General features: G+C 54.3%; 13 protein-coding genes. All 13 read left to right on the plus strand.

Features of this window, described 5'->3' with window-relative positions; genetic code table 11:
• Positions 1-408 (plus strand): glycosyltransferase family 2 protein (locus OGY37_RS17180; protein ID WP_502873542.1); only part of this gene is annotated, 408 nt, incomplete at its 5' end.
• 9 nt (positions 409-417) lie between these two features.
• Positions 418-1,548 carry a glycosyltransferase family protein gene (locus OGY37_RS17185; RefSeq protein ID WP_097511005.1) on the plus strand — a complete coding sequence of 377 codons (1,131 nt, stop codon included), beginning with the start codon at positions 418-420 and terminating at the stop codon, positions 1,546-1,548.
• 249 nt (positions 1,549-1,797) lie between these two features.
• Positions 1,798-2,964, plus strand: a complete 1,167-nt coding sequence (locus tag OGY37_RS17190) for a nucleotide sugar dehydrogenase (RefSeq protein ID WP_096948654.1) — start codon at positions 1,798-1,800, stop codon at positions 2,962-2,964.
• Between the two features lie 226 nt (positions 2,965-3,190).
• On the plus strand, positions 3,191-3,568 hold the full coding sequence (locus tag OGY37_RS17195; protein ID WP_151394804.1) for a hypothetical protein: 378 nt from the start codon (positions 3,191-3,193) through the stop codon (positions 3,566-3,568).
• 76 nt (positions 3,569-3,644) lie between these two features.
• The gene (locus tag OGY37_RS17200) at positions 3,645-4,553 is read left to right on the plus strand and encodes a glycosyltransferase family 92 protein (protein WP_016240573.1); all 909 of its coding nucleotides are present in this window, start codon (positions 3,645-3,647) and stop codon (positions 4,551-4,553) included.
• Between the two features lie 69 nt (positions 4,554-4,622).
• Entirely contained in the window at positions 4,623-6,632 is a 2,010-nt protein-coding gene (locus OGY37_RS17205; protein ID WP_286621332.1) for a glycosyltransferase family 2 protein, read from the plus strand.
• A complete protein-coding gene (locus OGY37_RS17210) occupies positions 6,620-7,645 on the plus strand; it encodes a glycosyltransferase family protein (protein ID WP_286621334.1) in 1,026 nt (341 codons plus the stop codon). Before OGY37_RS17205 ends, OGY37_RS17210 begins: the two co-directional genes overlap by 13 nt.
• Before the next feature lie 145 nt (positions 7,646-7,790).
• On the plus strand, positions 7,791-8,876 hold the full coding sequence (gene rfbB, locus OGY37_RS17215) for a dTDP-glucose 4,6-dehydratase (RefSeq protein ID WP_016240570.1): 1,086 nt from the start codon (positions 7,791-7,793) through the stop codon (positions 8,874-8,876).
• The gene (rfbD, locus tag OGY37_RS17220; RefSeq protein WP_016240569.1) at positions 8,876-9,763 is read left to right on the plus strand and encodes a dTDP-4-dehydrorhamnose reductase; all 888 of its coding nucleotides are present in this window, start codon (positions 8,876-8,878) and stop codon (positions 9,761-9,763) included. Before rfbB ends, rfbD begins: the two co-directional genes overlap by 1 nt.
• 151 nt (positions 9,764-9,914) lie before the next feature.
• Positions 9,915-10,787, plus strand: a complete 873-nt coding sequence (gene rfbA / locus OGY37_RS17225; protein WP_016240568.1) for a glucose-1-phosphate thymidylyltransferase RfbA — start codon at positions 9,915-9,917, stop codon at positions 10,785-10,787.
• Positions 10,788-10,839: 52 nt separating this feature from the next.
• Complete coding sequence (rfbC, locus tag OGY37_RS17230; RefSeq protein WP_016236887.1) at positions 10,840-11,388, plus strand: dTDP-4-dehydrorhamnose 3,5-epimerase; 549 nt, start codon at positions 10,840-10,842, stop codon at positions 11,386-11,388.
• Positions 11,389-11,438: 50 nt separating this feature from the next.
• Positions 11,439-13,442 (plus strand): capsule polysaccharide biogenesis protein, encoded by a 2,004-nt coding sequence (locus tag OGY37_RS17240; protein WP_502873543.1) that lies wholly within the window; start codon positions 11,439-11,441, stop codon positions 13,440-13,442.
• Positions 13,443-13,530: 88 nt separating this feature from the next.
• A complete protein-coding gene (locus OGY37_RS17245; protein ID WP_016236885.1) occupies positions 13,531-14,778 on the plus strand; it encodes a capsule polysaccharide biogenesis protein in 1,248 nt (415 codons plus the stop codon).
• Positions 14,779-14,959 lie beyond the last annotated feature (181 nt).

The following is a 14,959-nucleotide window of genomic DNA, read 5'->3' on the forward strand; positions in this document are numbered from 1 at the left end:
GCGAACAGATGTCACCGACAGAATATGAAAACCAGTATTATCAACGGCTCGGAAGTGTCTAGATTATCCGTGGCGATTCATTCTGCAGTAACTGCTGCTTGTTTATTGATTCGAAAAGAGATTTTTGACTTAGTTTCTGGCCTTGATGAAAAGAATCTCAAGGTTGCATTCAACGATGTGGATTTTTGCCTTAAAGTGCGCGAAGCGGGTTATCGTAACCTCTGGACTCCTTATGCAGAACTTTATCACTACGAATCAATTAGCCGTGGTGCGGAAGATTCACCAGAGAAAATTGCCCGCTTCACCCAGGAAGTCAATTTCATGAAAGCTAAATGGACTGATTACCTTGAAAGAGATCCATTTTACAGCCCGAACTTGACTAAAAACAGAGAAGACTTTTCAATTTAAGGAGTAGTAATGATTAATAAATGGTATTTTTGCCTTAGTGAAGCATCAATAGATAGAGCTCATCATGGCTGGAGAGAAATGGTATTCGCGGCAGTAAATTCGGCAAGGATTCATACTAATTTAAAGCCAATATTACTTTTTGACGGTGAAGAAAATGAATTTGTAGACGCACTTCGTAAAAAAGGTGTTGAGATCATATTTCATCGAGTAAAATTTTATGACGCTTTAGTTGAAAGAGAAAAAACCAGCCCAGGTTATGCATCCATAGCATCAGGTGCTTTTTTACGTGTAGAAATCCCACTAATAGAGAAAGAGGATAATTTTGTCCTCTATACAGATTGTGATGTTCTCTTCATGCAGGATTTGCCAAAATTTGATGAATATCCTGAATATTTTTCATGCGCTCCACAAACATCTAAAACAGACTATATAAATGATGCAAATTCTGGGGTTTTAATACTCAATGTTAAAAACATGCGTGACAGTTATCCTGCTTTTGCTAAATTTATAGTAAATAATTTGAATGCAGGATGGCCAGGATGCGATCAAGAAAACTATCGTAGGTTCTATGCTGGTAAATGGGATAATTTACCTCTTGAGATGAACTGGAAACCTTATTGGGGTGAAAATAATAATATAAATATATTACATTGGCATGGCCCAAAACCCGAAATCATTTTAGAAAAGATCATTGATGCTAATTTAAAACTATATCCAGCTTGGGAAGATTTATACTCAAGGAATAAAATTGCATATCATTATTTCTTCGAAAGATGGGACCGATATACTGTCCAATCTTTAAAGGCATGTTATGAAAATAACAGTAAAATATGTGGTTTTGTCGATACGCTCTCATATGATAATGAAAGTGTAATATTGACTGGATGGAGTTATTTATTCGGAAAAAATAAAGAAGTTAATATTAAGGTAATTATCAATGGTCAAGAGAAACAAATAAATTCAATTGAATGTCTTAAAAGACCGGATGTGCAAAAAGCTTTCAATAGTGCAGGGATTGATAGTGGTTTTAAAATTAGAATCGCCAACCCAAATATGAAAGGGAAGATCAGTGTCATTTTCGAACTTTTTGAAAACGACCGTAAAATAAAGGAAAAGATCAATTGTGACAAGGTGTTATAGTGAAAACAATATTCTACTATGCCTATATTGGTGATGATAGCACCTCTGCCGAAGATTTGATGTGGAGGCTTAATTATATTGATAATCAAATGTAATTCATTTCATGCTTAGCAAGAAAGAATAATATTAATTCGCTTTTTACCGTCGCAACTTTGCCTAAGCAATGTGATGGCATGTTTATGCAAATTGCAACAAAAAACAATTTTTGTATTTATACAAAGTCTATAGCTTCTGGAAAATTGAGAACATATGGAAATAGCTATTGTTGGAACCGGCTATGTCGGTCTTTCCAATGCTGTACTTCTTGCCCAACATCACCAGGTTATTGCCCTTGATGTCGTACCTGAGAAAGTCAATCAGATTAACCAGCGCCTGTCCCCCATTGCCGATAAAGAGCTTGAAGACTATTTAGCCAACAAACCTCTTAATCTTCGGGCCACGCTGGATAAATTGGAAGCCTATGAAAGTGCAGAATTTGTCATTATTGCTACCCCGACTGATTACGATCCTGAAACTAACTACTTCAACACGAATACCGTCGAAGCCGTGATCCGCGATGTAATGAGTATTAATCCGCATGCCGTTATGGTCATCAAGTCCACCATTCCGGTGGGCTTTACTGAGCGCATGCGTCAGGAGTTTGGTACTGATAACCTGATTTTCTCCCCAGAGTTCCTGCGTGAAGGCCGTGCTCTTTATGACAACCTTCATCCGTCACGGATCGTGGTTGGAGAGTGCAGCGAACGTGCGCAGCGTTTTGCCGATCTGCTGAAAGAAGGAGCCATCAAGAAAGATGTCCAGGTGCTGTTGACCGGTAGTACCGAAGCCGAGGCCATTAAGCTTTTTGCTAATACCTATCTCGCTATGCGCGTCGCGTATTTCAACGAGCTGGATACCTACGCTCAGTCTCATGGGTTGGACAGCCGTCAGATTATCGAAGGTATTGGTCTGGATCCGCGTATCGGCACGCACTATAACAACCCTTCGTTTGGCTATGGTGGCTACTGCCTGCCGAAAGACACCAAGCAGCTATTGGCTAACTACCAGGAAGTGCCGAACAACCTGATCCGCGCCATTGTCGATGCTAATACCACCCGTAAGGATTTTATCGCCGATAGCGTGATCGCCAGAAAACCTAGGGTTGTAGGGATCCATCGTCTGGTTATGAAAGCGGGTTCTGATAACTTCCGCTCTTCCGCCATTCAGGGGATTATGAAGCGTATAAAAGCCAAGGGCATAGAGGTGGTGGTCTTTGAACCTACCATCAAAGCAGACAGTTTTTTTAACTCCCGCGTCATTCGCGAACTGGATGAATTCAAAGCCATTAGCGACGTGATACTTTGCAACAGAATGGCGAGCGAGTTAGGTGACGTAGCGGATAAAGTCTATACGAGAGATCTCTTCGGATCTGACTGATTTGTAATCATCTTTTAAGAAAAAAACGCTGTCCCTACAACCTCTGGGTTGCATTCATTTTTTGCTCCCAGTGAAGCACCTACTGCTGGTTCCGCATGATTAAGCGAGTAACGGAGCTTTAATCGGGCCTTATGAATTATTAAAGTTTTCTATAATTTGGTCGCTTACTATGTAAGTAGTGCGTCCAACCTAACAATACTAATAATAACCTGAGTGTTTAAACCGAATGACAAACCGTTACACGCTTTCTGCAACGCCACTGATTACGTCCAATGCGCAGTTGCGCTGGAACATTGATGCATCGTCCAACCAGGCGCCCTTAACGCTGACTCATGGTCGCGTTGAAGTTTGTGGTTGGCTACTGGCAGATGGCGAACGCTCTCCACGTGTCGCCATCAAGAACGATTACGCTACCTATAGCTACCCGTTCAATGTCAAACGCCCTGATGTAATAGTTGCCATCCTGCAGGAACCCGCGGATAATCATTCCCGCTTAGGCTGTGGCTTCAGGATAAATGTGCCCTTCTCGTCTCAAATCACCATTGGACTGGAGTCTGATGGTTTGATTACCTGGCTGACTGAGCTGAACTTCTCCCCTGCCTGATAAGTATTACCTTGTGCCAGCATCCAGCGTTTCTGCAAATGACTGGCACGGGTCTGATAATCGGTTGGATAAAAATTTGAACCTCTATATTGCCGCCATCGTTAAAGATGAATTTGCAGGCCTGCTTGAGTGGATAGCGTATCACCGGGTTTTGGGTGTGAATGGATTTGTAATTGCAGATAATGGCAGTCGTGACGGAAGCCGCGAGTTGCTCGCTTCTCTGGCGCGTCTGGGGATTGTGACGGTTATCGATCAACCGGATGTAGTAAATCAAAAACCGCAGCTTCCGGCCTACGAGCGCATTTTACGTAGCTGCGATCGCAACATCGATCTGCTTGCCTTTATCGATGCCGATGAGTTTTTATTGCCCTTATCGCCCGACGTAAATGTCGTCGATTTCTTCGCGTCACAGTTTACTGATGAAAGCGTCAGCGCCATTGCCCTTAACTGGGCCATTTTTGGCTCCAGCGGCGAACTCTTTGCCGAGGAAGGCCTGGTCACAGAACGTTTCACTCGCCATGCACCTATTAAATTCAATGTTCACCACAACTTTAAAAGCGTGGTGAAACCTGAGCGCGTGAACCATTTTCATAACCCACATTGTGCTGACCTTCGCTTTGGCCGCTACATCGATGCGCTGGGCAATGACATGGTTTTACATCCCAAACATGGTTATGGCGTCAGTGCCGAAGTGGTCTGGAACGGCGTGCGAGTTAACCATTACGCGGTCAAATCGCTGGAAGAGTTCTTACTCGGTAAACACCTGCGCGGCAGCGCAGCCTCGGCAAACCGCGTAAAACACAAAGCCTATTTCAAAGCCCACGATCGCAACGACGAGACCTGCCTGCTGGCGGCCGCCCTGGCCCCGAAAGTCAAAGCAGAAATGGCAGCCTTGCAGGCGCAGCTGGATGCCTTGCCAGAAGAAGTGAGTCCGCAGAAGAGCGACTCCTGGCTGGCGACCCGCGTTAAAAAGTTAATCGGCTAATCGACGTTTTCCCCATATTCGACAGGAGTCAGAAGTGGCCTTCCCCACTTCCGGGTTGTGAATCCTCTAATGCATAGCGATTACCACTGGCACCCTCTGGCGCTGCCAGACACCTCTTTATCCCGCGCGGGCTGGTTCCTGATCCAGGGCACCCTGCGTGCCCGCCAGCCGCGGGGTGAAACCCGCCTGCGCTGGCAGTGTCAGGGCATCTGGCATGAACAGATCCTCCCGATTACCCGTCGCGGCACCCTGCAGGAGCTGGTCTGGCTGCCGGTGGGTGCCTGCCAGGTGGGGCTGCTCGCCAGCAGCGAAGGGGCGGAATGCGAACTGAATATTACCCGCTTTGCGCAGGTGTCTGCGGGCAACAGCCTCTGGCGCAGGTTGCGCCGGGTGTGGCCTTTTTATCAGCGTCTGAATGCGCAAAAACGCAAGCGTCTTGGGCTCTCCTGGCACCTGTGGTTCACCGACTTACAGCAGGCTTACGATCTGGTGGGCAAGATCCGCGACGACAGGCCGTTGCACGCCTACGAACACTGGCTGGCCAATTTCGATACCGTGCAGCCCGGTGAGCGTCGGCTGATCGATCGTCTGCTGGCCCGCTGGGGCAACCTGCCCCGCGTCTGCCTGCATCTGGTGAACGGCGGCGATGAGGCGGCACGCCAGCGCACGCTGGCCAGTATCGCGGCGCTCTGTTATCCGGCAACGCATATTACCGTGCTGGAACAGTCGCCTGCCGCAGCCAGGCCTGAGGGTGAATGGCAATGGGCCATTCCTGTGGGCGCCGAACTGGCTCCGGCCGCGTTAGTGTGGCTGGCGCACCAGCTGCGCCAGACCCCGGACGCACAATGGATCTACGGCGACCACGATCTGCTGGATGAGAAAGGCAAGCGCCACTCGCCGGACTTCAAGCCGGACTGGAACGAAACCCTGCTGCACAGTCAGAACTATATCGGCTGGTGTGGCCTCTGGCGGGAACAGGGCACCTCTGCCATTCCGCAGGATGGAGCCGAGAGCTATTGCCTGTGGTTGCAGCTGGCCCACCGGCTCGCCCCGAAGGATATCGCGCACATCCCTGCCCTGCTGATGCACGTCCCGGACGCGCTGCCGCAGCAGGACGGGTATGAAACCCTGGCAAGCCTGCTGCAGGACCTGCCCGTCGGGGTGACGCTGGAGTCTGCCCCGCATGGGATCTGCCGCTGGCGCTGGCCGCTCCCGGCAGAGCTGCCGCGGGTATCGGTGATCATTCCCACCCGCAATGGCCTGGCACATCTCAGGCCGTGCATTGAAAGCCTGGTGCAGCTCACCCGTTATCCGAATATCGAAATCATGGTGATGGATAACCAGAGCGACGACCCTGAAACCCTGGCTTATTTCGACCATATCAACCGGGAATACGGGGTGCGGGTTATCGCCTGGGACCATCCATTTAACTACTCCGCCATCAACAACGCCGGGGTACGCGAGGCCACGGGCGAGCTGATCTGCCTGCTTAATAACGACACCGAGGTGATCAACCCGCTTTGGCTGGATGAGATGGTCTCTCACCTGCTGCGTCCGGGGGTCGGGATCGTCGGAGCAAGGCTCTTTTACGGCGATGGCAGGGTGCAACATGCGGGTGACGCGGTCGGGCCGGGCGGCTGTGCCGATCACTTTCACAGCGGGCTGGCCGCCGATGAACCTGGCTACCAGCGCAGAGCGGTGAGCGCTCAGGAGCTGTCGGCGGTGACGGCGGCCTGCCTGCTCACCCCTCGCCAGCTCTTTTTATCCCTGAACGGCTTAGATGAGGTGAATCTGCCGGTGTCCTTCAACGACGTGGATTACTGTCTGCGGGTCGGCGAAGCAGGCTGGCGGATCGTCTGGACCCCCTTTGCCGAGCTGTACCATCATGAGTCGGTCTCCCGCGGCAAAGATGTCACGCCAGAGCAGCTGGCGCGCTCCCAGGGTGAGCTGCGCTACATGAAAAAACGCTGGGCACAGCGGCTCAAGCACGATCCTGCATACAATCCCAACCTGAGCTACGACCGACCCGATTTCTCGTTAAGTCATACTCCTAATGTGGTGTTGCCATGGACGAACTGATCAGAAAGGCACTCTTTAAACCCTATCTGAAGTTGAATAAGCAAAGCAGCGAGACGCAGCAGGACAGCTGGCCCGAGTGCCGCTCGCTGTTGATCCTGCATGAGGGGGATTCCCCGACGCTGGCCTATTTTGAAGCGGCGATCAGAAGCCGTTTTCCCGGCGCCCGGTGTCAGCTGGTGGATACCTTAACCACACCGGCTATCGAAGTGGATAAAGGCACTGCCATCGTGGTCATTCGCTTTATCTCCACGGAGTGGCAGCGCGAGATTGTGCGCAATATCGATGACCTCTCCCAGGTGGTCTATTTTATGGATGACGATCTGTTCGATCCGTCAGCCTTAACGGCGTTGCCCAAGGCCTACCGGACGAAAATCATCCGGCGCTCGGCGGCGCAGCACCGCTGGATCACCACCCACTGCGACACCATCTGGGTCTCGACGCCGTACCTGGCCAACAAATATGCGCACCTGAATCCCGATGTGGTGCCCGCCCAGCCCACGCCGCGTCTGCTGGCCGTCACCCGGCCGGTAAAAATTGCCTATCACGGCTCCAACTCGCACCAGGCCGAAAAGTACTGGCTGCGTGAGGTGATGGACGGGGTGCTGGCCCAGTGCCCGCAGGCCAGCTTCGAAATCTTTGGCGAACACGAAATCTATAAGCTCTATCGCGATCTGCCGCGCGTGACGGTACTGCATCCCATGAGCTGGCAGAACTATCTGGATTACACCCAGCATCACCGAATCGATATCGGTCTGGCGCCGTTACTGGCGTCAGAATTTAATATGGCGCGCGGGCCGGTAAAATTTTATGATTTCGTTCGCATGGGCGCAGTGGGGGTTTACAGCAACTGCGCGCCCTACAGTGACTTTATAGAGCAAAATATCAATGGCGTGCTGCTGAATAACGATCCACAGAAGTGGATCGATACCCTGGCGCTGCTGGTGAATTCCGGGCAAAAACGTCAGACGCTGGCGAATAATGCGAAGGAATACACGTACTCGTTAATGAGTTAAAACAGAACAGCACGGGAATACCGTATTCCCAACCTGCATCAGGCCTTGTTTCCCCATGTGCCTGCCGCTAAAACACGGCCTGAACGGATAGCAGAGACTGTGTTCTGGTGACCATTTCATCCAATAGAAAAAGTAAAAAACGCTTATGAAAATCCTTGTAACCGGTGGAGCCGGTTTTATCGGTTCTGCTGTTGTTCGCCATATCATCCGTGACACGCAGGATGCGGTGATCAACCTTGATAAACTCACCTATGCGGGCAACCTCGAATCGTTGGCAGACGTGGCCGCAAGTGACCGCTACGCCTTTGAGCAGGTGGATATCTGCAACCGTGCGGAGCTGGATCGGGTCTTCGCTACCCATCAACCGGATGCGGTGATGCATCTGGCCGCCGAGAGCCACGTGGATCGCTCCATTACCGGCCCGGCCGATTTTATCGAAACCAATATCGTTGGCACCTACACGCTGCTGGAAGCGGCCCGCGCCTACTGGAGCGAGCTGGATGAAGCCCGCAAGCAGGCGTTTCGTTTCCACCACATCTCCACCGACGAAGTGTATGGCGATCTGCCGCACCCGGATGAAGTGAGCGCAGGCACCGAGTTACCGCTGTTCACCGAGACCACCCCGTACGCGCCAAGCAGCCCGTACTCGGCGTCGAAAGCCTCCAGCGATCATCTGGTGCGCGCCTGGCGTCGTACCTATGGCCTGCCGACTATCGTCACCAACTGCTCCAACAACTACGGCCCGTATCACTTCCCTGAGAAGCTGATCCCGCTGGTGATCCTCAATGCGCTGGACGGTAAAGCGCTGCCGATCTACGGCAAAGGCGATCAGATCCGCGACTGGCTGTACGTTGAAGATCACGCCCGTGCGCTCTACACCGTGGTCACCACCGGCGTGGTGGGTGAAACCTACAATATCGGCGGCCACAACGAGAAGCAGAACCTCGACGTGGTTCACACCATCTGCGACCTGCTCGACGAGATGGTGCCGAAAACCGGTTCTTACCGCGACCAGATCACCTACGTGACTGACCGTCCGGGCCACGACCGTCGCTACGCCATTGATGCCAGCAAAATGAGCCACGAGCTGAACTGGCAGCCGCAGGAGACCTTCGAGTCCGGCATTCGTAAAACCGTGCAGTGGTATCTGGATAACCAGCAGTGGGTCAACAACGTGAAAAGCGGCAGTTATCAGGACTGGATCGCGAAGAACTATCAGGAGCGTAACTGATGCATATTCTGCTGTTCGGCAAAAATGGCCAAGTGGGCTGGGAGTTGCAGCGCGCGCTGCTGCCGCTGGGTCGTATTACGGCGGTAGATTTTGACTCTACCGATTACTGCGGTGACTTCAGCAACCCGAAAGGCGTGGCCGAGACCGTGCGTCTGCTGAAGCCGGACGTGATCGTCAACGCCGCCGCCCATACCGCGGTGGATAAAGCCGAGAGCGAGCGCGACTTTGCCGAACTGCTCAATGCCACAAGCGTTGCCGCTATCGCCAAAGAAGCCGAGGCGCTGGGCGCGTGGCTGGTGCACTACTCCACCGACTATGTCTTCAACGGCAGCGGCGAAAAGCCGTGGGTGGAGACAGACCAGACCGCGCCGCTGAACGTCTACGGCGAAACCAAGCTGGCGGGGGAACAGGCGGCTGCGCTCTGCTCCCGTCACCTGATCTTCCGCACCAGTTGGGTCTATGCCGCCCGCGGCGCTAACTTCGCTAAAACCATGCTGCGTTTTGGTAAAGAGCGCAGCGAGATGTCAGTCATCAACGATCAGTTTGGTGCGCCGACCGGGGCAGAGCTGCTGGCCGACTGCACGGCTCATGCGATCCGTATCGCGCAGGATAAACCTGAAGTGGCCGGGCTGTATCATCTGATCGCCTCCGGCACCACCACCTGGTTCGACTATGCCCAGCGGGTGTTCGCTACCGCTCGTGCGGCAGGCGTTGAGCTGGCCGTCACCCAGGTGAATGCAGTTCCGACCAGCGCCTTCCCGACCCCGGCTAAGCGTCCGCATAACTCACGCCTCGATACCAGCAAGTTCCAGCGCACCTTCGGGATGACGCTGCCGGACTGGACTATCGGCGTGGATCGCATGCTGGCTGAAATTCTCGGGAAGTAAATGCAAACCAAGGTATGCTATGCATGCCTTGTTTTCGCGACACGGACTTTTGTCAGGGAGCGGCGTTTTGCCCCCTTTTACAGCAATCAAACATGCCTTAGAGCGGGGCGTTTCCCCCTCTAAAGTAAACAAACAGAAGCATTGAAGGATTATGAACAAGCGTAAAGGTATTATTCTGGCCGGTGGGTCAGGGACTCGTCTCTATCCGGTCACCATGGCGGTGAGTAAACAGCTGCTGCCCATCTACGACAAACCGATGATCTACTACCCGCTGAGCACCCTGATGCTGGCAGGTATCCGCGATATCCTGATCATCAGCACCCCGCAGGATACGCCGCGCTTCGAGCAACTGCTGGGCGACGGCAGCCAGTGGGGCCTGAATCTGCAGTATAAAGTGCAGCCAAGCCCGGACGGCCTGGCCCAGGCCTTTATCCTCGGCGAAGAGTTTATCGGCGGCGACGATTGCGCGCTGGTGCTGGGCGATAACATCTTCTACGGCCACGATCTGCAGAAACAACTGGAAGCCGCCGCAGCCAAACCTGCGGGCGCCACCGTCTTTGCCTATCATGTACACGATCCTGAGCGTTATGGCGTGGTGGAGTTCGACCATGAGGGCACCGCCATCTCTCTGGAAGAGAAACCGCTGGAACCGAAGAGCAACTATGCGGTAACCGGTCTCTACTTCTATGACAACCGCGTGGTTGAGATTGCCAAAAGCCTGAAACCGTCCCCGCGCGGCGAGCTGGAAATCACTGACGTGAACCGTATCTACCTTGAGCATGGCGATCTGTCGGTCGCCATGATGGGTCGTGGTTATGCCTGGCTTGATACCGGCACCCACGAGAGCCTGATTGAGGCCAGCAACTTCATTCAGACCATTGAAACCCGTCAGGGGCTGAAAGTGGCCTGTCCTGAAGAGATTGCCTACCGTCTGAAGTTTATCGATGCCGAGCAGGTGCGCAAGTTAGCTGCACCGCTGGCGAAGAATGCTTACGGGCAATATCTGCTGAAAATGCTCAAGTAGTCACCATTAACACCTGGGGCGTGATGCCCCATTTACGAATCAGGCCGTTATCATGAACGTAATTCAGACCGCAATTCCCGACGTATTCATCTTTGAGCCAAAAGTGTTCGGGGACGATCGTGGATTCTTCTTCGAAAGCTTTAACCACCAGCAGTTCGAAGCTGCCATTGGCCGCAGCGTAAACTTTGTCCAGGACAACCACTCCAAATCCTCCAAAGGCGTGTTACGTGGTCTGCACTACCAGCTGGCGCCGCATGCGCAGGGCAAACTGGTGCGTTGCGTGGCCGGGGAAGTGTTCGACGTGGCGGTGGATATCCGTAAAAGCTCCCCGACCTTTGGTCAGTGGGTGGGCGTGCATCTGTCTGGCGAGAACAAGCGTCAGCTGTGGATCCCGGAAGGTTTCGCCCACGGCTTTATGACCCTGAGCGACACCGCAGAGTTCCTGTACAAAACCACCAACTACTATGCGCCGGAGAGCGACCGCGGCATCCGCTGGAACGATGAGACCATTGGGATTACATGGCCGGAAATCGACAGCGAGATCCTCACCTCCGCCAAAGACAGCGTTGCCAAATCCTTCCCTGACGCAGAGTACTTCTGAGTCACACGCCCCGCAGTGACGCGGGGCGTTTTCTGATGCACAGAGCGCACATGAAATTCTACACAGGTTCAGCCGGGATCCTGGCCCGAAAGGCACAGCTCGAGCCGATGCTGGGTCACCCGTTACACGCCTTCAAATCCAGCATGCAGCTGGCGCAGGACGATGTACTGGTCGGCTGGGGCCAAAAAGCCAATACCCGCCAAATAAAACAGAAAGCCCAGGACCTCGGCCTGCCGTACTGGCAGCTGGAAGATGGCTTTATCGGTTATATTGGCCACCCCGCCAGAGGCGGCAAGGCCGTCTCCCTGATCGCCGATCCTGTGGGCATTTACTACGACGCTCGCCAGCCCAGCCGCCTTGAGCAGCAGATCGCCACCCCGTGCGATACCGCGCTGCTGGCGCGGGCTGAAGCGCTGACCAGCGAACTGCTGCGCCTCGGCATCACCAAGTACAATTGCTATGCCGCGGGCAGCGCTCTACCCGACGCGCTGGCCGCCCGCCTGCACAGCGACGCCCGTCCTAAGGTGCTGCTGATCGACCAGGTGGCGGGGGATCTCTCCATTCCCGGCGCGCTCGCCAGCGAAGAGGATTTTGTTGAAATGGTTGCCGCTGCGCGGCGTAACCACCCCGGCGCCCGCCTGCTGCTGCGTACCCATCCGGATACCCGGCTGGGCAAGAAGCGCGGCGTGCTGGCGCGGCTGGCGCTGGACGACGTGGAGGTAGTGGCCGAACACTGCCATCCCCACGCCCTGCTGAATAGCGTAGAGGCGGTTTATACCGTCTCCTCCCAGATGGGCTTTGAAGCGCTGCTGCTCGGGAAAGCGGTCCACTGCTTCGGCATGCCGTTTTACGCGGGCTGGGGGCTGACCCACGACAGCAAAACCTGCCCGCGCCGTCAGGGGCCGATCGCCCTGCCCCAGCTGGTGGCTGCGGCGCTGATCCTCTACCCGCGCTATCTGGACCCGATCCTGGGCCAGCGCTGCGAAGTGGAACAGGTGCTCGACATTATTGCCGGTCAGCAGAGCCCAGCCCCGCGCTATCGCCGCCTCTATATGGTGGGCTTCTCGCTGTGGAAGCGCGCCTTTATGCGCGCCTTCTGCCAGCCGCTGGCCGAAGAGCTGCGCTTTGTGCGCAAGCTGCCTGAAACGCTGGCCGACGACGAACAGGTGCTGGTGTGGGGCAGCCGCCATCCTGAACGCCAGAACGCCATCCGGGTGGAAGATGGTTTTATCCGCTCCCGGGGGCTGGGCTCAAACCTGTGCCGCCCTTCGTCGCTCTCCATCGACCCGGTGGGGATCTACTTCGACAGCCGCCGTCCAAGCGGGCTGGAGCAGTTGCTAAATCAGCATGAGCTTACCGACCAGGAGCTGGCTCGCGGCGAGACGCTGGTGGATCTGCTCCGCCAGCATGGGGTGAGCAAATATAACGTTGGCACCATCAAACCGTTCACCCCACCTGCTGATGGCCGTTCGCTGGTGCTGGTGGTGGGCCAGGTGGATGGCGATGCCTCGATCCTCACCGGCAGTCCGGTTATCCGCAGCAACGAAGCGCTGCTATGGGCGGTACGTGACGCCAGACCGGAGGCGCACATCCTCTTTAAACCGCACCCGGACGTGGTGGCGGGCAACCGGGCCGGGGCTATCTCTGCCGAATGTCTGGCCCACTGCGTTGACAGCCAGGTGCTGGATCTCGGCCTGACCAGTCTCTATCCCCATGTGGATGAGCTGCACACCATGACGTCGCTGAGCGGCTTTGAAGCGCTGGTGCAGGGGGTGAACGTCACCACCTGGGGCCAGCCGTTCTACAGCGGCTGGGGACTGACCGAAGACAGACATCCTGCCCCGCGTCGTCAGCGCCCTCTGCCACTGGCGGCGCTGGTCTATCTGACCCTGGTGGCCTATCCGCGCTATATCGACTGGCAGAGCGGGCTGTGGATGAGCCCGGAGCAGTTGATACGCCAGTTGGCCGCGCAGGGTCACTCCTCATCGCAAAAAGCCAGCCGCTGGCAGCGCTGGCAGTTAAAACTGAGCTATCTCGCGCAGACGCTTCGCTAGCGAACGATTTATCCTGATGTATTAAAGAAAAGCGGTCATCAAGCCGTTAATCACCTGTCTCATCAACGGAACGGATCTGGGAAAAGAAATGGAAGAGCAAGCCATACGCCATTTATTAAATGGCCGCCGATATCTTTTATTACAAGGACCGATGGGCCCCTGCTTTGCACGTCTGGCGACCTGGCTGCAGCACAGCCACCGCGAAGTGAAGCAGGTCTGCTTTAATGCCGGAGACGCCTGGTATGCCGCAAAAGAGACGTCGCTGCACTACACCGGCCCGGTGAAAAATTTTGCCTTCTGGCTGCGCGATCTGCACAAAGAGTACGCCTTCGACACCATCGTCTGTTTCGGGGATTGCCGCCCGATGCATGTCGAAGCGAAGAAGTGGGCGCGCGGTAAAGCCATCGACTTTCTCGCCTTTGAGGAGGGGTATTTCCGGCCATTTTATATCACCCTGGAAAAAGGCGGCGTGAACGCCTTCTCCTCGATGCCCATCGATGCGAAATACTATCGCGAGCAGCCGCTGCCGGAGCTGAAAACCCCGACGCCATGGAAGCCCAGCGCCTTTAACCGTGCCGCCCACGCCATGCTCTACTACGCGGCAGGCTGGTTTGGTCGCCATCGCTATCGCGGCTACCGCCACCACAAGTCATTCTCCCCGTGGTATGAGATGCGCTGCTGGGTCCGTGCCGGCCGTCGTAAGCTGTGGTATCGCTGGAAGCAGCGCCACATGTTGAGCCATATCACCGAAACGCTGGACAACGCGTACTACCTGGCGATTTTGCAGGTCTACAACGACAGCCAGATTATTCACCACAGCCCGTATAAAGATGTGCGTGACTATATCGAAACCGTGATCCGCTCCTTTGCCCGCCATGCGCCGAAAGAACACCATCTGGTGTTCAAGCATCACCCGATGGATCGTGGTCACCGCTATTATGGTGTGCTGATTAATACGCTGTGCGAGAAGTACGGCATTACGACAGACCGGGTGATCTATATCCACGATCTCTCCCTGCCCGCCCTGCTGACCCATACCCGGGGGGTGATCACCGTTAACAGCACTGCGGGGCTGTCGGCGCTGATCCACAACAAGCCGCTCAAGGTGATGGGCAAAGCGCTGTATGACATCGAAGGCTTAACCTGGCAGGGGCCGTTGAACCAGTTCTGGCAAACGGATTTCGCGCCTGACAAACAGCTGTTCCACCGTTTTCGTACCCACCTGCTCTACAACACGCAGATCAACGCCGTGTTTTACGGTAAGTCCGACTGGCTTAACGTCCCGACCGAACTCCCCCTGCCGGATTCTATTATCGATTCCGAACTCGAACGCTAATTCACCACTCTGCCGGGGAGATTGCCCCGGCGGATCCGATCTGCCCCTCGCTTTTATCCCCTCGTAGTAAAAATAACTAATGTTTATCCCTAATCTGGCCGGGTGATGCTGCCAACTTACTGATTTAGTGTATGATGGTGTTTTTGAGGTGCTCCAGTGGCTTCTGTTTCTATCAGCTGTC

It is taken from the genome of Citrobacter sp. Cpo030, from assembly GCF_030333005.1.
Taxonomy (GTDB): Bacteria; Pseudomonadota; Gammaproteobacteria; order Enterobacterales; family Enterobacteriaceae; genus Citrobacter; species Citrobacter portucalensis.